The sequence below is a fragment of the Paenibacillus sp. NPDC093718 genome (assembly GCF_050279985.1).
Classification (GTDB): Bacteria; Bacillota; Bacilli; order Paenibacillales; family Paenibacillaceae; genus Paenibacillus_AQ.
In genome coordinates this window covers 23275-48652 of record NZ_JBNNUS010000004.1, presented here as the reverse complement: position 1 = coordinate 48652, position 25378 = coordinate 23275, and the positions used below count along the sequence as shown (strand labels likewise).

The following is a 25378-nucleotide window of genomic DNA, read 5'->3' as shown; positions in this document are numbered from 1 at the left end:
CTCCAGGGTGCTGGGGAAGCGATAGGTGGTTAGGCAAGAGGTTCCGCGGTCGTGAGGTATTCGTTGGAGCGATATTAGCACGCCGTTGATTCGATTGATATCCATAATGAAATACGCACACGAGATATGAAATCATCCCGCGTGCGCATAGTAAAGAGATTTTATGAAGAGAGCGATCCTTTTTCAACAGGCTGCTGTCGCGTTGGCCGCATTGTCCAATAAGTAATGGCGGTCGTAATCAGCATTAAGACGCCTGTCATTAAGAATACCGAGTGAATGTTAAAGATGCCGCTGATCATGCCGCCAGCGAGCGGCCCAGCCATCCCGCCGATTTGGTTGGCGGTCTGATTGAGGCTGAACGCACGCCCGCGGAATTCGCTTGGCGTATGTTTGACAACAAGACCGTTGAGAGCCGGGAATACGGCACAGAAGAACGCGCCGTAAGCAAAGCGGATGGCCGAGAATGCCCAAATGTTGCTGAACAGGATCTGGGCAAGCGACCCGATTCCCCCGGCGAGCAGACCGATCAGCAGCACCTTTTGGAACCCGATTTTATCGGATAAGCGTCCCCAGCGGGCCGCAAAGAGGATGCTGGCGATCCCGACGATGGAGAACACAAAGCCGGCAATCATCGAGGTATGCGATGAAGAGCCGCCGATCTGAGCGATATACAGCGGCAATACCGGCTCGATCGTCATGACGGAGAACTGCGTCAGCACCGTAAGCATGAGCACGGTCATCAGCGCCTTGTTATGTCCGGCGACCTTAAAGGTGTTTATGACGGAGACGCGCTCTTTGCTGGGCACGAATTTCTCTTCTTTGACCCAGAATATGACGAGCAGCGTGGCTGCGAAGCACAGCATCCCTGCCAATCCGAATGCCATTCGGTTGCTGAACAGGGAGGCCAGGGTGCCTCCGATCATCGGGCCCATAATGCCGCCGGTTGCGGTTGCCGTGGACATCATGGAGAGGGCGTAGCCGACCTTTTTCTCGGGGGTATTGGTGCCTACAATGGCGATTGCGCCCGGAATAAAGCCGGAGAGAAGGCCTTGCAGCAGGCGGAGAACCAACACCTGATATTCATTCGTGACGAAAGCCATCAGAATATAGATGACAAAGAGCACCAGCCCCGCGCGAATAATCATCGGTTTGCGTCCATATTTATCGCCGACGGCTCCCCAGAAGGGAGAGGACAAGGCGCCCGCAAAAAAAGCGGAACTGAACAGCAGTCCCGACCACATTTCCGTATGCTTGGTAACGCCGAGCTCAATCAGAAAAAGCGGGAGAAATGGTATGACCATCGAGAAGCTTGATGAAACGATAAATGAGCCGAACCATAGTATCCATAAATTCTTTTTCCAGCTTTCCATGTCTTCTTCATCTCCTGGTGTGCGATTTGTTGTAATCCTTCGAGCTTCGCCTCCTGTCTTTTTAAATGGGATAATGATGTATGTATGACATTTTTAGAGATAGCAAAAGTATAAGCTTCGAGACTTGAGTCCTTGTTCGCCGAGAAGGTGCAGGAGCTCCTGCGGGAGAATCCGTTGGTTTACCGTCGGATCTTGGAGAAGGCGTTGCTGTTATCTCGAAAAAAAATTCCTCTACATGCGGTGTGTCATCTGTGAGAGTACGTCGATGGACGTTTTTCTTTAGAGATCAGAAAATTGTTAATGGACTAAAGCATCTATGTATCGTATGGCGACCCCCCAGGGGTGGCCGAAATCGGATAAAGCAAAAAGCCCCACTAATTTGGCAAACTGGAATGAACCAGACTGCCGCGCTAAAGCGAAAGGAGTGCAACTTCATCCTACACCACATGTTTTGGATTGGGAAGAGGCGGGGAACGGGGTTAGAGCGGTCGGCGGCTCTTTTGGAGAGGGGTTGGAACCGCTGGGTTATCGCATAAATAAAGGGCTTTCAGGATTCCATAAGACGTGGATATAACATCGTAAAAATTATTTTTTTAGGGAGATCTGATATGAGAGAAACGCTGAAGGATCTATATTCAAATACATTGTTCCAGCAAGTGACCGACCGATTGAAGGAGGTTTATCCGGCATTCGATTCGAACCGGTTCATGACGCTGATTCATAATGAAACCTGGGAGCAGGAGGAGTTCAAGCAGCGCATTCGGCATATTACGCTGGCCTTAACGGACACGCTGCCTGCTTCTTACCCGGAAGCCATTGGGATCCTGACGCAGGTGGCCCCGAATTTTAGAGGCGTGGAATATGTATTCTTTCCGGATTATGTAGAGGTTAATGGGATGGAGGATCTGGAGACATCGATGGAGGCTTTGGCGGTATTCACGCATTCTTCCACGGCGGAGTTTGCGGTTCGGCCTTTTATCATCCAGGATCAGGAACGGATGCTGGCTCAGATGATGACATGGGCACAGTCCGATGACGAGCATCTGCGCCGGTTGGCGAGTGAAGGCTGCAGACCGCGCTTGCCTTGGGCGCCGCAGCTGCCGGCCCTGATTAAGGATCCGCGTCCGGCGCTGCCGATCCTGGAGCAGTTGAAAGAGGATCCTTCCTTATATGTTAGAAAAAGCGTTGCTAATCACTTGAACGATATCTCCAAGGATCACCCGGAGCTTGTGCTTAAGATAGCCGCCAAATGGTATGGCCAACATCCGTTAACGGATTGGATCGTGCGGCATGCGCTGCGTTCGCTGCTGCGGAAGGGGGATATCCGGGCACTGGCCATTTTCGGGTATGAAGAGCTGGAAGAGCTGGAAGGCCTTGAAGTGCGCGAGCTGCGCATTAAACGTTCCGTGATCGCGATGGGCGACGATCTGGAGTTCGCATTTCAAGTGGTCAACGAAACCGGCAATCCGATGGCGCTCCGCATCGATTATGAGATCGATTATATGAAGGCAAGCGGCAAGCTTGCGCCGAAACGCTATAAATGCTCGGACAAGATCTATGCGCCGGGAAGCTGGAAGGTCGAGAAGAAGCAGTCGTTTAAACCGATCTCCACGCGCCGTTTCTACTCCGGCGATCACCGTCTTCACATTGTTGTGAACGGCAAGCGTTTGGCCAGCATGGATTTTGTGTTGGAGGGCGCGGAGTAAGAGTAGGGGCGTGATGCAGGACGATTTACTGGCAAACTTGAGGGCAGGTCGTGCACTGGCAAACCTGTGGTGAAGAAATCCTGGAGCCAGTTGACGGTTGGGGCGATTCAGTTCCAAAGTTTTGTACATCGTGCGCACTGCTCCCTGTGCGCACGATATGTAGTCTGGGGCATGCTTGGATGGCTGTCGACGGCTGAGATGTTATGGAAGCTCTGACTAAAGGATACGGAGATCAACAAGCAATATCCCAGCTCCCCGATAAAGGAAAGGGAAAGTAATCCCCATATGCAAAAGAAAAGATAACAACACTATGCGCGGATGATCATCTGCCAGTAGTAGTCGCTGCGGATGATGTGAGGCAAGCCTTCCGATGGGAGGGCTTGTTTTTGTTTTTACGAAACAGAGTGCTATGCGGATTATGGCAACACTATCAAAAGTGTGGAAATCAAGTTAGCAGGTAGAAGAGAAGCCGGACTTTTGGTAAACTAGATAAGTTGAAAAGCTTTCAAAGTATTTACAAAATCAATTGATATAGATGTCGGATGCCCTGTTCTATGAAAATAGAGTATGGCTTGCAGGTTTCAATGAAAGAATAGTAGTACACAGCACGCCGGCTTGAACCGGCCTGGGAGGATATAGATGGACACGAAAGCACTACGAAGAGAAGACGTGGAGCTGCTGGCACCGGCAGGGGATTGGGATTGCATGCGGGCCGCGGTGGCCAATGGGGCGGACGCGATCTTTTTTGGGGTCGAGAAATTTAATGCGCGCGCACGGGCGAACAATTTCCGGATGGACGAGCTGTCCGAGATTATGGCCTTTTTGCACAGTTATGGGGTTAAGGGGTTCCTGACCTTCAATATTCTGGTGTTCGAGAACGAGCTGGAAGATGCCAAGGAGCTGATCGATGCGTGCGTGGATGCAGGCGTCGACGCGGTGATTGTGCAGGATTTGGGTCTGGTGAAAATGATTCGCGAGATTTCCCCGGATTTCCCGATCCATGGTTCTACGCAAATGACGATTACGTCGCCGGAGGCCGTTGAGTTCACGAAGCCGTTCAATATGGAACGTGTCGTACTGGGACGCGAGAACAATCTGAAGCAAATCCAGAAGATCGGGGAGCAGGCGAAGCTCCCAATGGAAGTATTCGTGCATGGTGCGTTGTGCGTGTCATATTCGGGCCAATGCCTGACTTCCGAAATGTGGGGCGGTCGTTCCGCCAACCGCGGGGAGTGTGCGCAGGCCTGTCGTCTGCCGTACGATCTGATCGTGGATGGCGAGCAGAAGCCGATGGGTGACGTCGCCTACTTGCTATCTCCGAAGGATCTAGCCGCGATCGATTTGATGCCGGAGCTGATTGAAGCGGGCGTGACCTCGTTCAAGATTGAGGGCCGTTTGAAGAGTCCGGAATACGTGGCTAACGTCGTGAGCAAGTACCGGAAGGCGATCGACCGGTATTTTGACGGCGAAGATGCGAGACCGAGCAAGGAAGAGGTGCGTGAGCTGCAGCAGAGCTTCTCCCGCGGCTTCACGCATGGCTTCCTGGATGGAACGAACAATAAAAAGCTCGTCGAGGGTACATTCCCGAAAAGCCGCGGCGTGTACCTCGGTCGGGTAGAGCAGATTCTGCGTGACGGTGTCGTCTGCAAGCTGGATGCACCGCTGAAGCGCGGGGACGGTATCGTATTCGATGCTGGCGACCCAACGAAAAAAGAAGAAGGCGGACGCGTCTACGACGTACGCCGCAAAGGCGTCAAGCTGGAGGGTGAAGCGCAGGAAGGCTGGATCGTCGATATCGTTCCCGGCCGGAGCGACGTGGACCTCCGCAAGCTGCATGTCGGCGACCGGATCTGGAAGACCAACGATCCGGCGCTGGATAAGCGCCTCCGTCAGACGTACGAGACGGAGAAGCCGTATCGGGTATTCCCGGTACATGTACGGGTCAGCGGCCGTCCTGGACAGCCGCTGTCGACCTGGTGGACCGATGTGCAGAAGGGCACGACGGTCCAGGTGGATTCGGAGCTGGAACTGGAGATTGCCCAGAAGCGGCCGCTCAGCCAGGAGATCCTGGAGGAGCAGCTTGGCCGATTGGGCGGAACGGTGTTCCAGCTTGAGGCACTTGACGTCGACCTGTATGGCGACGTCATCGTGCCGATTCGCGAGCTCAACAGCATCCGCCGCCGTGCGGTGGAGCTGCTCGCTGGCGAGCGGCCGAAGCCGCCCGTGTACGTGAAACGGGCGGTGTCGGTGTATGGCGATGCGGCTGTGCCCGCAGCGCCCGTGGCCCGCGGTGAGGCGAAGCTCACCGCGCTGTGCCGCAGCCTCCCGCAGGTTGAGGCTGCGCTTGCGGCCGGCGTCGAGATGATCTACGCCGACTTCGAGTTCATCAAGCAGTTCCCGGCAGCGGTGGAAGCCGTGCGTGCAGCCGGCAAGCAGATTGCGCTGGCAACGCCGCGCATTCACATGCCGGGCGAGAACGGCTACCATAACAACATTCTGCGCCTCCAGCCGGACGCTGTGCTGGTGCGCAACACCGGTGCGCTGTATTTCTACCTGCGTCACCGGATGGAGAACCCGGGGGCGAAGCATCCCCGGCTGATCGGCGACTTCTCCCTGAACATTGCCAACCACAAGGCGGTTGACCTGTTCGTCGAAGCCGGATGCGATACCGTTACGCCTTCCTATGACCTGAACATCCAGCAGATGGTGGATCTTCTTGGCAAGGCCGACACGTCCAAGATGGAGATCGTCATCCATCAGCATCTGCCGATGTTCCATACCGAGCACTGCGTGTATTGTACGTTCCTCAGCGAAGGAACGGACTTCACGAACTGTGGTCGTCCGTGCGAAGAGAGCCGCGTGTCCCTGCAGGACCGGATCGGCATGTCCCACCCGGTACGTGTCGACGAAGGCTGCCGTAACACCGTGTACAATGCCATCGAGCAATCCGGCGCCGAGTACCTGGCTAACTTCATGGAGCTGGGCGTATCCAGCTACCGCGTGGAGTTCCTCGAGGAAACGCCGGAACAAGTCCACGAGGTCATCGACCTCTACAACCGCGCCCTGCGCGGCGAGATCAGCGGCACCCAGGTGTGGAAGAAGCTGAAGGCGACCAACCAGTTGGGCGTTACGCGGGGGCAGTTGGTGAAGTAAGGAACGGATTATAAATACAACATGTCTGACCTTTGAAAGGGTCAGGCATGTTTTTTTGTTTTTGGAATAAGATGAGGGGTTCTTAATGTGCGCTGCATTCGGGACTTCAGTCCCCTATACGCATGGTGAGATTTATACGAAAATTGTTTATAATTGGAATCTATTGTTTTATTTAGTGATAGAATCGAGAGAACAGCTTGTTATGGATTAAGAGTAAAAAGGTGGGGGAATATGATTTCTAAAAAATATATGCTTTGGCTCGGGTTACTTACCTTATTGGCTGTAGTCCTTGGGGGGTGTAAAGACGTGAAGGGAAATGAACAAACAGCAATCATAGAGGAAGCACAAAAAGTAGCAATTACGCACTTTCAAGAAGAGTACGGTTTAGAGGTCCGAATAACGAAACAAGAGATGCTCCCTACCTATGTGGCTTCCCAGGTTAATATGGAGGGACACGTGGTCGGAGAGGAAGAACAGCGATTTAACATCTCCGTTAATTATAAAGATTGGACCACCTTGAATACGTTTCTGAGTCCGGAGTTGAATGATGCGCTTAATTCCAAAACAGAAAAATAAGATTTATAAAATGGAGGATTTCGTTTGAGCAACACAACAGGAATTGATGATGAAACATATGCAAAATTATCCAACGCTGCATACTCCAATATTGGCGATGGATTTCAGCCCGTCGATCTTGACGGGTGGGTTGTCTTGGAGAAACCGGCTGACGGCGTATTCTCCGGTTTTGATGCTGTAACCTTCTATAATGCTAGTATCAACCAAGCAGTAATCGCTTATCGAGGAACTGAGGGACAGGCTGAGTGGGTCCATTCAGTTCCTGATTTCCTCAATGATATTCAAATCGGGATGCCAGAACTCGGTCGGAAATTATCTCAGAGTTTGGATGTTACTCCAGAGTGGCTTGATAACAAAATATCCAATTTTAATGATTTCACCGGCATAACCAAAGCAGACGAGTGGGTCGGCGAAATCGCGAAGGAAGTGGATAAATCGCCATTATTACGCGGTAAGACCAATCAATTGTATCTTGCTGAGGATTACGCCAAGGAAATGCAGGGCAAATATAAGGATTATAATTTCTCACTTACTGGACATTCTCTAGGTGGTGCAAATGCCCAATATGCAGCAGCTTATACTGGGATCTTTGCAGTTACTTTCAGTGCGCCTTCTGTTATATCCAGCCTCACACCTGAGGTCCGCCGAAAGGCGGAGGCCGGTGAGTTTGATCGTCAGATAATAAACTATGCCCATCCTGGGGACATTGTTGCGAGTGGTGCAATGGGGGGCTATGATCGGCATGTAGGCTCCACATATTACATTGATTCCAATTATGCAGAGGCAAATGAAGGCATCAGTCTGTGGGAGAAAGTTAGTAATTCCTTTGGCGGAGCTAATTATCATTCACTAGATCGGTATAGTTTTGATGATGGTTATTTAGCTAATGATATATTTGATGCGAGTAATGGAGAGAGAGTCGGCGAATCACCTCGAATGCCCTCTGATTTCAATGTCATGGATGAGATCAGTGACTTTATACTAGGCCTAAGCAATAGTGTGGCGCCTTTGTTGAAAAAGCATGGGGTATTTGCTTCTACAACAGCGGCTTTAAAGACAGGGACCATTCAGGTCTCTCCAGATGAGCTTCGCCATGTTGCGAATAGATGGAAAACAAATGCGCATAGGGCTCATGGAGAACTCGGAAACATTCAAACCCGATTCTCCCAATACATCCAGAGTAGCCGAAGTCGTCGACTCCAGCCCTTGGTTGAGCAATTATTGATGTCCATTACTACATTGAGCCAATATTATCTGCAGCAAACTAATGATATATTGTACTACATAAATATAAAAGCAGATCAATTTGAAAATGTTGATAATAGCGGATAGCAACTGCAATTAGTTGCCTTGCTTCAAGAACTCTAATTTTCAAAAGGAGTTTATTCTAAAGCGGGGGCAGTTGGTGAAGTAAGGAAGCAGCACGCGTATTGCGTATATACCGAGCGATTTAATGAATAGGAGGGAGTGATGCCAAGTTAGGCATCACTCCTTTTTGCGTCGGAACGCTTCGTTTCAGCTCGTTCATGGCGGTGCTTGGATCGATAATGGAATAGAAACCCGACGTTCGGCTCGACGATCCAACCGAAGCTGCGTTTGATCCAGGAGGAGGATAGCAGCCAGGTCAAAAGGGCGCCGAACAGGATCAGCAGCAGCTTGCCTCCCGTGGACCGGAACGTTTCGAACCAGCTCAGATGCTGCATCGTTTTGACGATGAACCCGTGAAGCAAAAAGACGTACATGGTATTGACCCCCCTGTCGGTGAAGGGCGTATCCGACTCCGGAATGAGCGAGAGGACGCACAGTCCCATGATGACGATGAAGGCGTAGGTGATCATACGGTAGAAGCCTGCATACCACGAGTCCAAGCCGAACTCCAGGTAAGGCATCGCTCCGTAGAACCAGTTAGTTGGCAGGATCGGCGATATGACGTACAGCAAGACAAATCCGGCGGAGAGCAGGATGATCGATAGCAGTTGAAATGGTCGGGCCTTGATGGCATCCAGCCATTCCCTTTTGAAAACATATCCGATGAGAAAAAAGGGCAGGAAGTACAGCGTGCGCGAAATGCTCGCGTAATAGTCGACATCGATCGAGTACCCGAGCATGATGGACATCGCGAAACAGACGACGAGCGGGTATTTGAGCATCAGCAGGTACGGCAGAAGCATTTTCCATAGCATCATGCTGAACAGGAACCACAGGATCCAGTTGGGGTAAAAGTACGTGAAATCGAGCCGATCCAAGCCTTTCATGTAATGGTCGAACAGGGTATAGAGCGTCTCGAATATGAAATACGGCACGACCAGTCCCGACAACAGGCCGACGTATTGTTTGGGGGATTGAATGCATTTGGCGAAATAACCGGCCGCAAAAATAAACAGCGGCATATGAAACGAGTAAATGAACTGATAGATCGTTCCCATCGCTGTTTCGTCGTTAAACGGCTCGATGAGATGCCCTACAACCACCAACAGGATCAGTATGAATTTGAGGTTATCGAAATAGGCGTCTCTCTCTTTCATCAGGTAACCAGCTCCTTTGGCTTTTTGGTCCATCGAAGTTTCGTACTAGTATATCGGAGGGGTCTTGGCTATTTCCATGGATAAAACTGGAAGTTGTCATTTCCAGTTATCGGCTCCACCTTGAAAAAGCCACATCAAAACCGATAAGGTGAAGAGAAAGGTAACGCGGCCTAGGCGGCTAAAGTCACGGACAATAAGTTGCCTGCCTTTGACAAAAACCGATTTTAATCGATGGGTTGGCCGGACTCATGGTACAATATCATCAATATGGGAGACTTACGGGAATGGAGAAGATAAGATGAACATTCGTAAAGCGATCATACCCGCCGCTGGACTTGGTACGCGGTTCCTGCCAGCCACGAAAGCGATGCCGAAAGAGATGCTTCCCATTGTGGACAAGCCGACCATTCAGTACATCATCGAGGAAGCGGTCGCTTCCGGTATTGAGGACATTATTATTGTGACGGGTAAAGGGAAGCGGGCGATTGAGGATCATTTTGATTCTTCATTTGAGCTGGAACATAACCTAGCTGAGAAAGGGAAATGGAACCTCCTCGAAGAAGTGCGCAAGCCCTCCAACATGGCAGATATCCATTATATCCGGCAAAAGGAGCCTAAGGGGCTGGGTCATGCCATCTGGTGCGCACGAAAATTCATTGGGGACGAGCCGTTTGCCGTGCTGCTAGGCGACGATATCGTGGAGTCGGAAGTCCCTTGCCTAAAACAGATGATGAAAGTCTACGACACCTACCAATCTGCCATTGTAGGCGTTCAGCCGGTATCCTGGGACGAAGTGGACCGTTACGGGATCGTAGATGGACTTCAGAAATCAGAACGAATCTATGAAACGTCAAGGTTGGTAGAGAAGCCGTCCCGTGCCGAGGCGCCTTCTAACCTGGCCATCATGGGCCGCTATATTTTGCCGCCGGAAATCTTCGACCTGCTGGAGAATCAGGAGGTTGGGAAGAACGGGGAGATTCAACTAACAGATGCGCTCTCCACCTTAGCCCATCGGAGCCCCATCTATGCGTATCATTTTGACGGGATGCGCCATGATGTCGGCGAGAAGTTGGGATTTATTGAAACCAGCATTCATTATGCATTGCAGCGGGAAGATTTGAAAGAGGATTTGATTGCGTATTTAAGTGGGGTTTTGGCGAAAGTTCGGTAGAAGCAATTTTGACACATAAGAAAGAGGGGGCAGTTGGGTAGAGAATTTCTACCACAACTGCCCCCTTTTTAATTAGAATTGAAGATTAGCAAGCTGTTGAACACTTTCCTTCGCATTCGGATCAACTTGGGTTAGTTTCCCCATAAGGGCATCATCACTCAAGTTTTGTTTTTGCAATGCTGCCAGATACCAACGTACAATTTCCTGCTGGGTTGCTTGCGAGAGATCTTCTTGTATGCCGAGCTTAAGAACTTCCGATGCTTGCTTCGGCTGATTCATCATGAAGTGCATTTTTCCTGTATGGAGGATCATGTCGGCTGTGTTTTCGAAAGGGTTACCTTGTAGTTGGCCTTCAGGTAATGTAGCTAAATGCTTGATACCTTCTTGTACTTTAACAAAGGCTGATGTTGCCGAATTAAAGTACTTTTCTTTTCCGGAAGTGTCCCCTTCCCCTAAGGCTTTCATTCCCAGGTCATACCCTTTATTTATTATCTGGTCGTACCAATTGATATCCCATTTAAACTTATACGCATTATTGATAAGAACTTCATAAGCTTGTTCAGGCTGTTTGTTCATTTCATAACTCTTTACTAATTGGTTCAGCATGGATTTGTTATGAGGCTCATCTTCAAGTGCTTGATTTAAGAGATTAGTAGATAGTTGAAAAAAGCCTTCATCCTGACTTTGCTGGTAAAGAGATTGATACAATGAGTTTAATAGAAGCACGGATTCCGGGTGGCTAGGTCGAATGCTGAGATCTTTGTCCAGTGGTGCTTTAATCTCTTCAAACGATGTACTAACCTGGACAATTTTTCGAGCCTCCAACCCTGCTTCAGTAGCCTGGACATAACGTATAGAAGTAATCAGTATAATGATAGAAGCAAGACCTACAACAGCGGAGTAGAAATTCCTTGCAGTCGAATCTTGTATATGCCATTTTTTAATTGGTTTGCTGTTCATTACGGATGCCATGCCACCGAGTCCAAAGAACACAAGGATTCCCATGAACACATAACTCATGTTAAAGTCCAAAATACTGTGAATTAATATTGACAGTACCAAGATGAGATATAGGAAGTGACTGTTGCGTCCCTCATCATCAGTTTGAACGTACCCTCGGATGTATTTATAGAAGATATACACAATGAATGACATAAATACTAGAAAGCCAATAAGACCAACCTCTATTAAGTATTGAAGGAAGAAGTTATGGGCCTGAGTACTTGTATAGGGGTTGTTCTGATACTGCTCATACAGTGAAGCCCAAGCGCCTCCGCCAGCACCGATAATAGGGTAGTCAGCCAGAACTTTCATGGCATCCTTGTAGAATGTGAACCGTTCAAGGACACTATGTTGGTTGAAGTTAATGTTTTCGAGCCGGACGCTGATATTTTGTGGCAATACATTTTTGAGATTGGTGCCGATGAATAGGAAGATCAGCAAGCCACCCAAAACTAAGGAACCGATGGGAATCCACATGTTAGAGGCCTTTTTAGCGGACCAATTGCTTAATGCTTTCTCCAGTTTTGGAGCAATGAAACTTTGAATGCCCCATCCAAGAAGTCCTACTATAGCGGACGCACCGAGTAAAATTCCCCAACCCTTAAGGGCGTCGCCGCTGTTGAAGGTTTCATTCAGATTCAACCCTAACTCTGTTACCGGTTTGGAAATGATCAGCGAAGTGACACCCGCTATACCACAATAAAGAATCCACAATAATTGTTTAGCCGGCTTCAGGAATAGGAGCAGCAGAACAAATACAACCGGCAGCATGACCAAACCACCACGAGATAACGTTAAGAGCAACGATACAATGATGGGCACCAGCATGAAGCTATGAAACGCTTGCCCATACCATTTTCTAGATGTTGTAACAAAAAAGACTGCCGCGAACAAGAAAGCCATTAGAAAAGCTGCATAAGTATTCGCGTACTGAAATACTGAAGTCAGACGAAGACCATTAGAGTCGGTCATGACCGCATGAGTATACGTACCGTTTAAAACCGTGTTAGAAAACCATTTTGCAATAGCTCCCGCAGTCTTACCTTGGCCAAACCAATGGAGTAGACCGAAACCAACAATAAGATATGCTACAGTCATAATTGTACTTTGAATGATTCGGTTCCCTAACTTGTCACGAAGTACGTATAACCCAATGATGAACATAATGGCATAAATGCAATTTATGACGACCATATTCATGGCAAGACTATGGGAAGCCGCGCTGATGAGTGAGAGTATGTAAGTTAGAGGTAGTAAAAGCACACCCACAGCAAGCCAATCTCTTTCATCCTTGAGTTGGATGCTTTTATAAAATTGTGCGATCCAAAGAAATAATAGTAGAGTTGCTAGTATAGCAGCCCAAAAAATCGGTTTTTCAAATTGTAACTCTTGTCCGTTGAACAGAGCGGTTTGGAAAGGCGTCCAAAACAGAAATAAAATAATTCCTGAAATTAACACCCAGAACAAAGCGGGTCTCTTTCCTTCTATCCTCGACTCAGCGGCTTTTTTACCGTATACTGGATTCGACAACGTAATTAGCTCCTTTTCTTGTAGATACGACAATATTTTAGCATATTTAATAGAAAATCAGAATTGAATATTGAGATACACGCAGAGGTTATTTCAAAAGGGGATTTTAAGTGTGAAGTATAGAAAAAAAATTATTTTATTATGTGCAGGGATTGTTTCTTTTCTTCTAGTGTATAATTTTCTGGGCTTATATCCCGAGACACAAAATAAAGAACTGGAATTAGAGTTTTCTGTTAAATCTAAAGTATCCGATAATTACCAAGTGTTTTATAAAACTAACGAACAAAAATGGACAGAACAAAATTCTGTTACTCATCAATATAATACACCACAACAATGGGAGAAATTAACCTACCATTTACCATCCGAAATAGAAGAAATAAGAATTGATACGGGTAATGCTAAAGGAAGAGTGTCTTTAAGAGATTTTAATTTAATTAATCATAGCATTGTTAATATTCCAGTTGGTGGAATTAAAATTGAAAAGCACAACCTAGAACTAATTGATAAATCTGATGGGTATTTTGAATTTCAAGTCAAAAACAGTGATCCGTATTTCACCATGGATGTGTCTACATTTGTTGAACTTTCAAGTAATAAAAGTTCTATTATTGATGAGTTAATAAATATAATTTTGACTCTAATAGTTAGTTTTATAATTATTTTTATTATATCTTCTACTAGAGAAGTGCTTAGCTATATAAAAGAGGCATATGCGGGTAGGAATTTAATTTATAATCTGGCTAGAAATGATTTCAAAACCAAGTATGCTTCTTCATATCTTGGGATAACTTGGGGGTTTATTCAACCCTTGCTTACAATCGCAACCTATTGGTTTGTTTTTCAAGTTGGTTTAAGAAGTGGTAATGTTGCAGAGGTACCTTTTATACTGTGGTTCCTTGTCGCAATCATTCCATGGTTTTTCTTTTCTGATGGACTATCAAGTGCAACAAACGTATTTTTCGAGTACAGCTATCTAGTAAAGAAAGTGGTGTTTAAAGTTGAGTTACTTCCATTAGTTAAAATAGGTTCAGCTCTATTCGTGCACCTCTTTTTTGTTATAGTTATTTTTATAGTATATGGTATATATGGGCATCCACCTATATGGTATAACTTTCAGTTAATTTACTACATGATCTGTAGTATTGCCTTGGTGTTTTCAATATCATTGTTAACTTCTTCGTTAGTCTTGTTTTTTCGAGACTTAAACCAAATCATTATGATAGTTTTACAGATGGGATTTTGGTTTACACCCATAGGTTGGTCATATACTATGGTTAATGATTTTTGGATAAATATATTTAAATTGAATCCGATGTTTTATGTTGTAGAGGGTTACAGGGATACCTTTATAAATAAGATATTATTTTATCAGCATCCTTATCAAACATTATATTTCTGGCTGTTCTGTACTTTAACAACAGTTATCGGACTTAAATGTTTACGTCGTTTAAAGTTGCATTTTTCTGACGTTCTTTAAGAAGCGTAAAGGTGGTTTTACATTGGATAATAATATTATTCAAATAGATCGATTGGTTAAATCGTATAAGTTATACGAAAAGCCATTAGATAGATTAAAAGAATCCATACTTCTGATTAAAAATAAATATCATACTGATTTTAAAGCTTTGAATGGAGTCTCTTTGGAAGTGAAAAGGGGAGACGCAATAGGTATTCTAGGGAAAAATGGATCTGGGAAATCTACTTTGTTGAAAATAATTACAGGTGTGCTGTCACCTACTAGTGGGAGTGTGGAAATTAGGGGTAAAGTATCGGCTATTTTAGAACTTGGTGCTGGATTTAACCCAGAGTATAGTGGGAGAGAAAATATACTTCTCAATGGCCTTATGATGGGATTTTCAAGAGAAGAAATTGATAAAAAAATTGAAAGCATTATTGAATTTGCGGATATAGGCGATTTTATTGAGCAACCAGTAAAAATATACTCCAGTGGTATGTTTGCTAGATTGGCATTTGCAGTAGCGATTAACGTTGAACCCGATATATTAATAGTAGATGAGGCTCTAGCTGTTGGTGATACTCGTTTCCAGACAAAATGTATAGATAAAATGAAAGAATTAAAAAACGCCGGCACTACAATATTATTTGTTTCTCATGCAACAGAACAAATTAAACGATTTTGTAACAAGGCGGTATGGTTAAAAGATGGAAAAGTAGAAGCTGAAGGCGAGTCGTCAGAAATAGTTGATATATATGAAGATTACATGAAATATGGCTACGAAGTACAGATAAAGAACTCAGATAATACTGAGTCTCAGCTTAATTCATTACCTGAGGATTTTATTATGCCGGTTAATACGAATATAGTCTCTTCTATTATTAAGGTGGAAATTAACCAAAAAAGATTTAAAACATTTGATGAACTGGTAGTTGAGGTACAGTATGAAGTGTATGAGAATATTCCGGATTTATTAATTGGTGTTGCAATATACACTCCCGATCGAGAGTATATATTCGGACCAAACACGCATCTTGAAAATGTGAATATTCCAAATTCTATTGGAAGACATAAAATGAAATATATTATTAATGAATTGCCCTTACTTAGCGGTTCTTATTGTATTGATGTAGGATTATTTAATAATCAGGGAATTGTTTGTTTAGACTACAAGGAAAGCATTACCGATTTTATTGTGACTAACAAATATATATCAGAAGGATTAATTTATATGAAACATAGATGGGAGGTGTCGGAATGAAAACAATTTTATTTGATCAATTTCAAAGATATAACAATGTAAAACAAATAGTCGACTCATTACGTAATGAAGGTCGTGTATTGAGAATATTGGAAGTTGGCGCTAATGAGCATAGAAATCTTGAAGTTTTTTTACCAACAGATGAAATAACTTATCTTGATATTAAGTTGCCTGACGGATTATTGTCTGATCCTCAGTTTATACTTGGTGATGCAACTCAAATGGATTTTCCAGACAATCATTTCGATATAATAGTTGCACTTGATGTTTATGAGCATATCCCTGGTGAACTTAGAAAAAAGTTTATTGATGAATTGTATCGTGTTAGTTCAAGTTTGTTTATCTTAACGGCTCCTTTTCACAGCAAACATGTTGTTGAAGCGGAAAGTAGGGTTAATAGTGTTTTTAAGAGTTTTTTTAACGAGGATTTTATTTGGCTGGCCGAACACATAGAATTTGGATTGCCGAAGATAGAACAATTAACGGAATACTTAGAAGAAAAAAAAATGAATTTTGAAGTATTAAGCCATGGTAGCGTAGATTTGTGGGAAAGAATAATGACAATACATTTTTTCGCGGCATCCAATCCAAAGCTGAGCTTTATGAGAGAAGAAATTGATAAATATTATAATACGTATTTATTTAGTTATGATTATTCAGATAACTCATACAGGAAAATAGTGGTTGTTAACAAAGTGAATATGTCTTTGGAAAGGAATCACTTATCTAAAATACCAATCGATTATCTAAATGAATTTAATAGATTAGAAGATTTGTTTTTTCGGCTAGCATCAATTGTAAACAATGATGACCATTTACCAAATATCAATAATAATATAAATGAAGATAAGATCCAGATATTTATTGATTATGGTGAAGGTTTTGCTGAAAATTGTAGTAGAACATTTCTCTACGGAGAATCCTCAACAAAATATATTTCTCTGGACTTTACTGGTATAGAAGAAAATGTATATAGGATTAGGATAGACCCTTCAGATTATAGTGGTTGTTTTATATTAGAAAATATGAAACTTATTCTAGAAAATGGAGAGAAATCTCCTAATCATTATGAAGGAAACTTCATATTTAATTATGAGGATATCTACTTATTTGATGAGGATGATCCTCAAATTGGTATTAATATGCCCCTTGAAAAATTAACGGGAATTCAGTTTGAAATAAGAAAGGTTTCATATAGGGTATTAATTGACAAGATAATAAGAGTGATTCAGGAAATTACACAAATGAATGATGTTGCTTCTGAAACATCTAATAATTTGCAAAATAAAGTATCGGAGATGGATTCATTAAATCAATCTCTACAGAAAGAGAACGATATTCTAATATCAGAAATTGAAAATATAAAAGTTAATATTGAACTATTAATAATAGAGAAAAATAATGCAATAAGTTTACTTGAATTAAGAGAAAAAGAAGTTGAAGAATTACGTTCTAGAGTGTATTGTCTTGAGTCTGAACTAGAGGCCATTTATAGTTCAAGGGCCTGGAATGCTATACGGAATATCAAGAAGATTTTCAAAAAGTGATTTTTTTATAAACAGCAATGGGGGAGAATTTTGAAAATTAATAATATTGCAAATAGATTATTAGGAATTTTAGGGAAAAAGTCATCTCTGAAGCTTGTTCCTTTATCGGACGTAGAACGTGTTCGGGATCAGTGGAGATCTACCGGAGTAGACCCTTCGTTTTTGCTTAGTGGAAGATATTATTATGGATGGAACATTATTACTTGGAAATCAAATTGTACGGAGCCGATACCAATAAAAATATATTGGGATAATGGTGAAGGGTTTTCTGAAGAGAGAACGATGAAGATGATTCCCATTTCTCCGGGGGAGTCTTTTTATAAAACACAAATTTTTATACCTAGGGAAGCTAAGCAATTGCGTATAGATCCGGGAGAGAATGAACTTGAATTTGAACTAAAAGATATTCAAATAAAAAAAACAACAGAGATTCATATGATTTCTAACATGGTAAGACACCTTCTATTTCAAAGAGGGTTTAGTTTTAATTCGGTTAAGTCCTTAGTTTATAAGATATTTAGCACTTATAAATATCATGGCTTTAAAGGACTTAAACATAAAATAAGGGTAGTACAAAATCATATGAATGAATCAGTTAACAGTTATGAGAGTTGGTTGATATATAACTCTATAGATAAAAATTATTATCGAGAAGCAAGTTCAGTTATAGAACAATTGAATTACAAACCTCTTATCTCTGTGATATTACCTGTTTACAACGTCGATGAAATATGGCTTCGAAAATGTATAGACTCAGTCATAAATCAAATATATGGGGATTGGGAGTTGTGCATTTCGGATGATGCATCCACGAAACCACATATAAAGAGAGTATTAACCGAATATATGGAAAAAGATGAAAGAATCAGAGTTCATTTTAGGGGGGTTAATGGCCATATTTCCGAATGCTCTAATTCAGCGCTGGATATGGCGAATGGAGAGTTCATTGCATTACTGGACCATGATGATGAATTAGCTCCGAATGCATTGTATGAAGTTATTCGTTATCTGAATGAACATCCAGATGCAGATATGATATATAGCGATGAAGATAAAATTGGGGTTAACGGTGAGAGGCATTCGCCTTACTTTAAGCCAGATTGGTCTCCAGATCTCATACTTTCACATATGTATACATGTCATCTTGGTGTATACAGGAAGCAAATTATCAGTGAAATTGGTGGCTTCAGGAAGGGCTATGAAGGGAGCCAAGATTATGACTTAGTGCTAAGATTTACAGAAAGGACAGATAAAGTTATACATATACCAAAAATTCTATATCATTGGAGATCTATTCCTGAATCGACTGCATCCGGGGCAATTGCGAAAAATTACACACATTATGCTGGACTTAAGGCCCTTAACGATGCACTAAAAAGAAGGGGGATAAAGGGAAGCGTTGAGGAATTAGACGGGTATTCCAATATGTATCGAGTTCACTATAAAGTGCAAGAAGATCCACTAGTATCGATAATAATTCCAACTAAAGATATGGCAGGAATACTGGATACCTGTATTGATTCCATTCAAAGAGTAACGAAATATAAGAACTATGAAATTATTGTTGTGGATAATGGAAGTAGAAATGCTCATACGTTCTCAGTATTTAATAAATGGAAAGCTATCTTCAATGAGAGATTTAAGGTTATTGAGCTTGATATTCCTTTTAATTACTCAAAATTGAATAATGTTGCAGCACATGAATCTAATGGTGAGTTTTTGCTTTTACTGAATAATGATATTGAAGTTATAAGCCCGGACTGGCTTGAAGAAATGGTTGGGTATGCTCAAAGAAAGAATACTGGGGCAGTTGGTGCTAAACTATTTTATCCTGATAAAACAATTCAACATTCTGGCGTAGTAATGGGAATTGGTGGTATAGCGGGTCATGCCTTTAGAACTTGTAGTGAGTATGATCCAGGATATTTCGGAATGTTACTTGTTAATAGAAATTGCTCAGTGGTTACCGCTGCATGTCTCATGGTTAAAAAGGATTTATTCTTCGAAGTCGGCGGTTTAGAAGAGGAACTTTCAGTAGCGTTCAATGATGTCGATTTTTGTTTAAAACTACTGGATAAGGGCTACTATAATGTTATTCTAAATAATGTATCCTTATATCATCATGAATCAAAGACAAGAGGAATGGAGGACACACTAGAAAAAATCGAACGTTTCTCTAGCGAAATAAAATATATGGAAACCAAATGGTCTTCTGTCATTAGTAATGATCCATTCTATAATCCCAATCTTTCTTTAGAAAGTGATAAATCATATAATTTGAAAATCTAATTAACTTAATTTGGCGGTGTGCGAGTGCGCAAAATATACATTTGGTTTTTATCACTTTTTTTGTTACTTACTGGGGCCCAAGCGATATATTATAACTTTGATTATATAAAGCATGATGATGATCAAGAAGAGATATCTATTGATAATGCTATATTAAAGGAAATAAAAGGAAACCGGGGATGGCTTGTTTCAAGTACAGATGACTCATGGATTGAGTTCCGGAATATTAACAAAAAGGTGAATCGAGTTAGTCTTGATATTACTTATAATAATTCTATTTCGGGAGATGTTATTCAACTCTTCTATACCGGTAATAATTCTGCTGCTTACGCTGAGGAGAGGTCATTTAAAAGCGAGGTAATTAATTCCGCTAGTCAATATATGTTTGCCTTGAATGACGAGGTCGATAGTTTAAGGATAGATTTCGTGAATAGAAAAGATGTTGAGTTCACCATTAACCAGATTACGATCAATCCGAAACCAGATTTTAATTTTAATATTTCAAAATGGTTTCTAACATCTCTTTTACTGTCCCTTTTTATTTTTGTGATTTATACCGTTATAAAAAAGATTGATATTGTGGTTAAATATCGTTATCTAATTGCAACTATAATTTTTATGTTATTGGTGCTATTTAAGATACATGGATCATCAATAGGAATGTGGGATACTTATGTACGAGGAGAAGAAAGGAGTACTAACCTAATTGGTGTAGAGAGAGGGATACGTAGTGATGAGTGGCTTGTTCAAACGCCATATTTATTTTCCCAGGCTAAAAGCGCGGAATTATTCAAGTACAAGAATGATAATATAAGGTCTGATGGACAAAATATGGTGCTAGCAAATGCACCTACCTTTACCATTGAAACTGTAGGTAAACCTTTTCTGTGGGGGTACCTTCTATTTGGAACGGATTATGGCCTTTCATGGTTTTGGTTTTCTAAATTAATATTATTAGTTTTACTTTCTTTTGAGATATGCATGATCCTAACAAGGGATAACAAGGCATTATCTTTATTGGGAGCGATGTGGATAGCGTTCTCTCCTCCTACTCAATGGTGGTTTTCAACAACATTCGTAGAATTAATAGTATATTCCCAAGCCATCATTGTTGCTATAAATTACTTTATCAAATCAAAAAAAGAGATGGCAAGGATAGGGTATATATTCGCAACTGCATTAAGTTTCCTAGGGTTTGTTTTTACAATTTATCCAGCCATCCAAGTCCCTATGGGATTTTTAACAGCTGTATTTGTTGTTGGATTAGTTTATAACGCTGGCTTCAGGAAAATAGTTGAATCTTTTACCAAAAAGGAAGCATGGTCATTGCTGGTTTGTGTACTATTTGTGGTTGCAGCTATTATGACATTCGTTATTAATTCAAAAGCTGATCTCAAACTATTGTTGGGTACCGTCTACCCTGGTGAGGTAGTGAATTCGGGAGGAGGTTATTCATTTAGAGATCTCCAAATGTATTTACTAAGTTGGCTCCTACCTTACAAGAATATTGACTTTTCAAATCAAAGTGAGATTAGCAGTTTTATTAATTTTTTTCCTGCAATGATGTTGGGCTTAGTAATGATTTTTGTTAACAAAAAGATAGGTCAAGTTGAGAACAAAAAAATTATTGTTCCTATATTTACTTTCTTTATATTTCAATTATCATGGTTGTTCATACCCTACCCTGAAATTGTAGGGAAAATAACACTATTTTCGTTTGTTAATGAAGGAAGGCTTGCTCAATTTGTATTCGGACTAACAGCACTATATCTTACGATATGGTTTACCAATCTAATAGTTAAAATGAAACCATTCAAAAACTTTCAAGTAGCACTAATTTGTTCTTTAATAGCTTGTATATACGGTTATTCAATTTATAACACAGGCATTAGAGATTATTTAAATGGTTTTTTGATAATTACTGTTATTGCATTTTTGTTGATCAATGTGTTCATTCTTAAAGGTATGAAAAAATCACTTATCACTAGTGTATTTATTTTAATAGTAATTTCTGGTTTCACAGTGAACCCTATTGCAAAAGGTACTGATGCTATTTTTAATAAGGAAATCGCTAACGAAATCCAGAAAATTAATAAAGAGCCTGGTAACAAGTGGGTGGCTGTTGATAGTCTTGTAAATGGTCAATATCTAGTTTCGTTAGGATCTAAGACATTTAATAGTGTGCATTTTTACCCTGATCTACCTATGTGGAGATCGCTTGATCAAACTAATTCCTATGAAGAGGTTTATAATCGCTATGCTCATGTTATAGTACATTTGACAATGGAGAATCAAGCATCTTTTGATTTGTTAAATCCGGACGTTATTAGAGTGAATCTTAATTTTAATGACTTATTAAATGCAGATGTCGATTACATTCTGTCCCCTTCTGCTTTAGAACAGGAAGATTATGTAAAGGAGATATTTTATGATTCTACAAGTAATTTATATATTTATAAGTTAGAGGAGGGGAACAGATGAATCCAACAATTTTATTAATAATACCGGCCTATAACGAGGAGCAGAATATAAGATCTTTAATTGATGCTATATCTAGTATTAAATATTCTTATAAAGTTGACGTACTGATAATCGATGATTGTTCGACAGATAATACTTTAGCGGTTTGTAATGAGCTTAATCTAAACGTAATCAATTTACCTTGTAACCTTGGAATAGGAGGTGCCGTACAAACAGGGTACAAGTATGCAAATAAGAATAAATATGATATCGCTATTCAAGTGGATGGGGACGGGCAACATGACCCCACTTTTATTGTTGAGCTACTAGACCCAATTTTGAATAATGAGGCTGATATGGTAATCGGTTCAAGATACATAAATAAGCTGGGATTTCAATCAACATTAATAAGAAGAATAGGGATAAGTTATTTTTCGAAATTAATAAAGGTTCTAACTAAACAAGAAATAACGGATCCAACCTCTGGTTTTAGAGCGTGCAACAAAAGGACAGTAGAACTTTTTTCGAAAAGGTACCCTGTGGACTACCCTGAACCGGAGTCGATAATGTATTTAAAAAGAAAAGGTTATCGTATAAAAGAGGTACCAGTGCATATGAAAGAAAGAGTTGGGGGTAAATCTTCTATAACCTCCGTACGATCGATATATTATATGACAAAAGTTTCATTGGCTATATTAATTGATAAAATGAGAAAGCAAGTTATATAGAGGTAACCTAATGATATCGTATAGATTGCAATTTTTATTGGTTCTTGGCTCGATATTGTGTTTGATTATTTTGTTAAATCTCATTCGTAAATACAAACTTGAATTAAGGTATTCTATGTTATGGCTGGTTTTGATTACTTTTGTAACAGTACTATCAATTTTCCCTAAATCATTTGTTATTATTTCAGAAGCAATGGGCATTGAGCTAGCAGTTAATGCATTGTTTTTGCTAGCTATATTTTCGTTATATACTATAATATTTTCATTAACTCTGACACTATCTAAATCAGTCAACAAGATTCAATCCTTATCACAAGAGTTGGGGTTATTAAAACATGAAATAAATGAACTGAAAAAGAAATTGCCACAAGGAGGCACTCATAAATGAAAGGTATAATATTAGCAGGCGGTACAGGTTCAAGACTTTTTCCTTTAACAAAAGTAACAAATAAACATTTGTTACCAGTTGGTAAGTATCCTATGATATTCCATAATATAGCTAAATTAAAAGAATGCGACATAACAGACATTTTAATAATAACTGGTAAAGACCACATGGGCGATGTTGTAAATCTACTAGGAAGTGGAAGAGAATTCGGTGTAACATTTACTTATAAAGTGCAGGATGAAGCAGGGGGAATTGCTCAGGCATTAGGTTTAGCCGAGCAATTTGTTAATGGCGATAAAATGGTTGTAATACTTGGAGATAATGTTTTCTCCGACTCCATTAATTCTTATGTTAGAAAATTTAGAGATCAAAATACTGGTGCAAGAATATTGATACAAGAGGTACATGATCCACAAAGATACGGCGTTCCAGACCTGGAAGGAGATAAGATTATTGCAATAGAAGAAAAACCAGAAAAGCCCAAGAGTAATTATGCTGTTACTGGGGTCTATATGTATGATAGTCAAGTATTTGATATTGTAAAAACATTAAAGCCTTCAACACGAGGTGAACTTGAAATTACTGACGTCAATAACGCTTATATAAATGCAGGTGAGCTTGCGTATGATATAATGAGTGGTTGGTGGACGGATGCAGGAACTCATCAATCCTTAACAAGGGCGAATGAATTAGCAAAAGATGTGGTCTTCGATGAATCGTTCGGAAAATTTAAAAGTTAACTCAACATGGTTGAATAATAAACTAAAAAGTTAGGAACCTAAAAAATGGTCATTTATATAGTTGCTTACCTGATCTTTACTGTTGGTGGATTGATTTTTATTAAGTTGGGCGCTACAGGGGCGAGTGTAGCATTTGCTAAATCTACTTTTAATATTAGTTTTAATATTAATATTATACTAGGATTAATCATGTATCTCCTAAGCTTTTTATTGTATGTTGTATTATTGAGAAAATTTGATTTGTCTTACATTGTACCATTGACAACCAGTATAACTTATATTGCAACTGTAATATGTGGTTTTTTAATCTTCAAAGAAAAAATAACTCCTCTTACTGGGGTTGCGATTGTCATCATACTGATAGGAATTATCTTATTAAATCTTCCTAAGAAATGAAAAGAGGGGTTATAAGTGTTTTTAAACAAAGTATTACTTATCACTGGTGGAACAGGGTCGTTTGGCCATGCTGTAGTTAGGAGATTTCTTAATAGTGATATTAAAGAAATTAGGATATTTAGTAGAGATGAGAAGAAACAGGACGAGATGAGAAACCGGTTTAAAAGTAACAAAATTAAATATTATATTGGTGATGTACGTGACTTTAATAGTATAAATGATGCCATGAAAGGCGTTGATTATGTTTTTCATGCAGCAGCTCTAAAGCAAGTGCCATCTTGTGAGTTCTATCCGATGGAGGCAATAAAAACCAATACGATTGGCACTGAAAATACTGTTAATGCTGCCATACAGAATAAGGTGAAAAAGTTTATTCTGTTAAGTACGGATAAAGCAGTTTATCCTATTAATGCAATGGGGATGTCAAAAGCACTTGCGGAAAAAATAGTAGTTGCTAAATCTAAAAACCTAACAAGAGACGACACTGTCTTGTGTGTCACAAGATATGGGAATGTTATGGCTTCACGAGGTTCGGTTATTCCTTTATTTATTGAGCAGATCAAACAGAGAAAAGACTTGACTATAACTGATCCTAAAATGACTCGTTTTCTTATGAGCTTAGATGAAGCCGTTGATCTAGTGCTATATGCATTTGAAAAGGCAACTAATGGAGATGTATTTATACAGAAAGCTCCTGCCTCTACAATTATAGATTTGGCTCAAGCACTTGTTCAACTTTATAATGGGGAGTCAAAAATTAAAATTATCGGTACTCGCCACGGGGAGAAACAATCAGAGACGTTGCTTACAAGAGAAGAGATGGCAAAAGCAGAAGAGTTAGATAAATTTTATCGAGTGCCTTCGGATAATAGAGGACTAAATTATGAAAAGTACTTTTCGGAAGGGCTTCAACAGATATCTTCTCAAGAAGATTATAACTCTAACAACACTGTTCAACTTAATGTTGAAGAGGTGAAAGAGTTGTTACTTTCTTTGGATTTATTAAAGGTTGATCTTAAATTAGTTGAGTATGATTCTGGAGCAACAGAATTAATAGATATTTTATGATGATTAGGG

The 25378-nt window shown here is 41.2% G+C and carries 18 protein-coding genes; 15 read left to right on the top strand and 3 right to left on the bottom strand.

Annotation, left to right across the window (positions count from 1 at the left end):
• Positions 1-161: 161 nt before the first annotated feature.
• The gene (locus ACQKPA_RS13180; RefSeq protein ID WP_100540887.1) at positions 162-1370 is read right to left on the bottom strand and encodes an MFS transporter; all 1209 of its coding nucleotides are present in this window, start codon (positions 1368-1370) and stop codon (positions 162-164) included.
• A 608-nt stretch (positions 1371-1978) separates the two neighbouring features.
• On the opposite strand from ACQKPA_RS13180, the gene ACQKPA_RS13175 reads away from it, so the two are divergent.
• The 4 genes from ACQKPA_RS13175 (at position 1979) to ACQKPA_RS13160 (ending at position 8137) form a co-directional block, all read left to right on the top strand.
• On the top strand, positions 1979-3076 hold the full coding sequence (locus tag ACQKPA_RS13175) for a DNA alkylation repair protein (protein WP_427492865.1): 1098 nt from the start codon (positions 1979-1981) through the stop codon (positions 3074-3076).
• A gap of 639 nt (positions 3077-3715) precedes the next feature.
• The gene (locus ACQKPA_RS13170; RefSeq protein WP_427492863.1) at positions 3716-6229 is read left to right on the top strand and encodes a DUF3656 domain-containing U32 family peptidase; all 2514 of its coding nucleotides are present in this window, start codon (positions 3716-3718) and stop codon (positions 6227-6229) included.
• Between the two features lie 306 nt (positions 6230-6535).
• The gene (locus tag ACQKPA_RS13165) at positions 6536-6805 is read left to right on the top strand and encodes a hypothetical protein (protein WP_427492862.1); all 270 of its coding nucleotides are present in this window, start codon (positions 6536-6538) and stop codon (positions 6803-6805) included.
• 24 nt (positions 6806-6829) lie between these two features.
• Entirely contained in the window at positions 6830-8137 is a 1308-nt protein-coding gene (locus ACQKPA_RS13160) for a lipase family protein (protein ID WP_427492860.1), read from the top strand.
• Positions 8138-8283: 146 nt separating this feature from the next.
• On the opposite strand, the gene ACQKPA_RS13155 is transcribed toward ACQKPA_RS13160, so the two are convergent.
• Positions 8284-9330 carry an acyltransferase family protein gene (locus ACQKPA_RS13155; protein WP_427492858.1) on the bottom strand — a complete coding sequence of 349 codons (1047 nt, stop codon included), beginning with the start codon at positions 9328-9330 and terminating at the stop codon, positions 8284-8286.
• 298 nt (positions 9331-9628) lie between these two features.
• On the opposite strand from ACQKPA_RS13155, the gene galU reads away from it, so the two are divergent.
• The gene (galU, locus tag ACQKPA_RS13150; protein ID WP_427492856.1) at positions 9629-10501 is read left to right on the top strand and encodes a UTP--glucose-1-phosphate uridylyltransferase GalU; all 873 of its coding nucleotides are present in this window, start codon (positions 9629-9631) and stop codon (positions 10499-10501) included.
• A gap of 72 nt (positions 10502-10573) precedes the next feature.
• Here galU and ACQKPA_RS13145 read toward each other — a convergent pair whose 3' ends face one another.
• A complete protein-coding gene (locus ACQKPA_RS13145) occupies positions 10574-13033 on the bottom strand; it encodes an O-antigen ligase family protein (RefSeq protein WP_427492854.1) in 2460 nt (819 codons plus the stop codon).
• 112 nt (positions 13034-13145) lie between these two features.
• Here ACQKPA_RS13145 and ACQKPA_RS13140 point away from each other — a divergent pair, with 112 nt between their 5' ends.
• From ACQKPA_RS13140 to ACQKPA_RS13095, 10 genes are read left to right on the top strand one after another with little or no spacing between them, the layout of a single operon-like run.
• Positions 13146-14513 carry an ABC transporter permease gene (locus ACQKPA_RS13140; protein WP_427492852.1) on the top strand — a complete coding sequence of 456 codons (1368 nt, stop codon included), beginning with the start codon at positions 13146-13148 and terminating at the stop codon, positions 14511-14513.
• A gap of 22 nt (positions 14514-14535) precedes the next feature.
• Positions 14536-15753: an ABC transporter ATP-binding protein gene (locus tag ACQKPA_RS13135; RefSeq protein WP_427492850.1), complete on the top strand. Its 1218-nt coding sequence runs from the start codon at positions 14536-14538 to the stop codon at positions 15751-15753.
• Entirely contained in the window at positions 15750-17300 is a 1551-nt protein-coding gene (locus ACQKPA_RS13130) for a class I SAM-dependent methyltransferase (RefSeq protein WP_427492848.1), read from the top strand. Before ACQKPA_RS13135 ends, ACQKPA_RS13130 begins: the two co-directional genes overlap by 4 nt.
• A gap of 30 nt (positions 17301-17330) precedes the next feature.
• Positions 17331-19589: a glycosyltransferase family 2 protein gene (locus ACQKPA_RS13125; protein WP_427492846.1), complete on the top strand. Its 2259-nt coding sequence runs from the start codon at positions 17331-17333 to the stop codon at positions 19587-19589.
• A 24-nt stretch (positions 19590-19613) separates the two neighbouring features.
• Positions 19614-22070 carry a DUF7657 domain-containing protein gene (locus tag ACQKPA_RS13120; protein WP_427492844.1) on the top strand — a complete coding sequence of 819 codons (2457 nt, stop codon included), beginning with the start codon at positions 19614-19616 and terminating at the stop codon, positions 22068-22070.
• A complete protein-coding gene (locus tag ACQKPA_RS13115; RefSeq protein WP_427492843.1) occupies positions 22067-22777 on the top strand; it encodes a glycosyltransferase family 2 protein in 711 nt (236 codons plus the stop codon). Before ACQKPA_RS13120 ends, ACQKPA_RS13115 begins: the two co-directional genes overlap by 4 nt.
• Before the next feature lie 10 nt (positions 22778-22787).
• Entirely contained in the window at positions 22788-23165 is a 378-nt protein-coding gene (locus ACQKPA_RS13110; RefSeq protein WP_427492841.1) for a DUF2304 domain-containing protein, read from the top strand.
• Positions 23162-23905, top strand: coding sequence for a sugar phosphate nucleotidyltransferase (locus tag ACQKPA_RS13105; protein WP_427492838.1), 744 nt, complete (start codon positions 23162-23164; stop codon positions 23903-23905). The genes ACQKPA_RS13110 and ACQKPA_RS13105 overlap by 4 nt, the downstream gene beginning before the upstream one ends.
• A 45-nt stretch (positions 23906-23950) precedes the next feature.
• The gene (locus ACQKPA_RS13100; protein WP_326120386.1) at positions 23951-24301 is read left to right on the top strand and encodes a hypothetical protein; all 351 of its coding nucleotides are present in this window, start codon (positions 23951-23953) and stop codon (positions 24299-24301) included.
• 15 nt (positions 24302-24316) lie between these two features.
• Positions 24317-25369 (top strand): SDR family NAD(P)-dependent oxidoreductase, encoded by a 1053-nt coding sequence (locus ACQKPA_RS13095; RefSeq protein ID WP_326120384.1) that lies wholly within the window; start codon positions 24317-24319, stop codon positions 25367-25369.
• Positions 25370-25378 lie beyond the last annotated feature (9 nt).

Coding starts and splice junctions, on each gene's coding strand:
- ACQKPA_RS13180 (WP_100540887.1), bottom strand. CDS start 1,370: ATGGAAAGCTGGAAAAAGAATTTATGGATACTATGGTTCGGCTCATTT.
- ACQKPA_RS13175 (WP_427492865.1), top strand. CDS start 1,979: ATGAGAGAAACGCTGAAGGATCTATATTCAAATACATTGTTCCAGCAA.
- ACQKPA_RS13170 (WP_427492863.1), top strand. CDS start 3,716: ATGGACACGAAAGCACTACGAAGAGAAGACGTGGAGCTGCTGGCACCG.
- ACQKPA_RS13155 (WP_427492858.1), bottom strand. CDS start 9,330: ATGAAAGAGAGAGACGCCTATTTCGATAACCTCAAATTCATACTGATC.
- galU (WP_427492856.1), top strand. CDS start 9,629: ATGAACATTCGTAAAGCGATCATACCCGCCGCTGGACTTGGTACGCGG.
- ACQKPA_RS13130 (WP_427492848.1), top strand. CDS start 15,750: ATGAAAACAATTTTATTTGATCAATTTCAAAGATATAACAATGTAAAA.
- ACQKPA_RS13115 (WP_427492843.1), top strand. CDS start 22,067: ATGAATCCAACAATTTTATTAATAATACCGGCCTATAACGAGGAGCAG.
- ACQKPA_RS13110 (WP_427492841.1), top strand. CDS start 22,788: ATGATATCGTATAGATTGCAATTTTTATTGGTTCTTGGCTCGATATTG.
- ACQKPA_RS13105 (WP_427492838.1), top strand. CDS start 23,162: ATGAAAGGTATAATATTAGCAGGCGGTACAGGTTCAAGACTTTTTCCT.
- ACQKPA_RS13100 (WP_326120386.1), top strand. CDS start 23,951: ATGGTCATTTATATAGTTGCTTACCTGATCTTTACTGTTGGTGGATTG.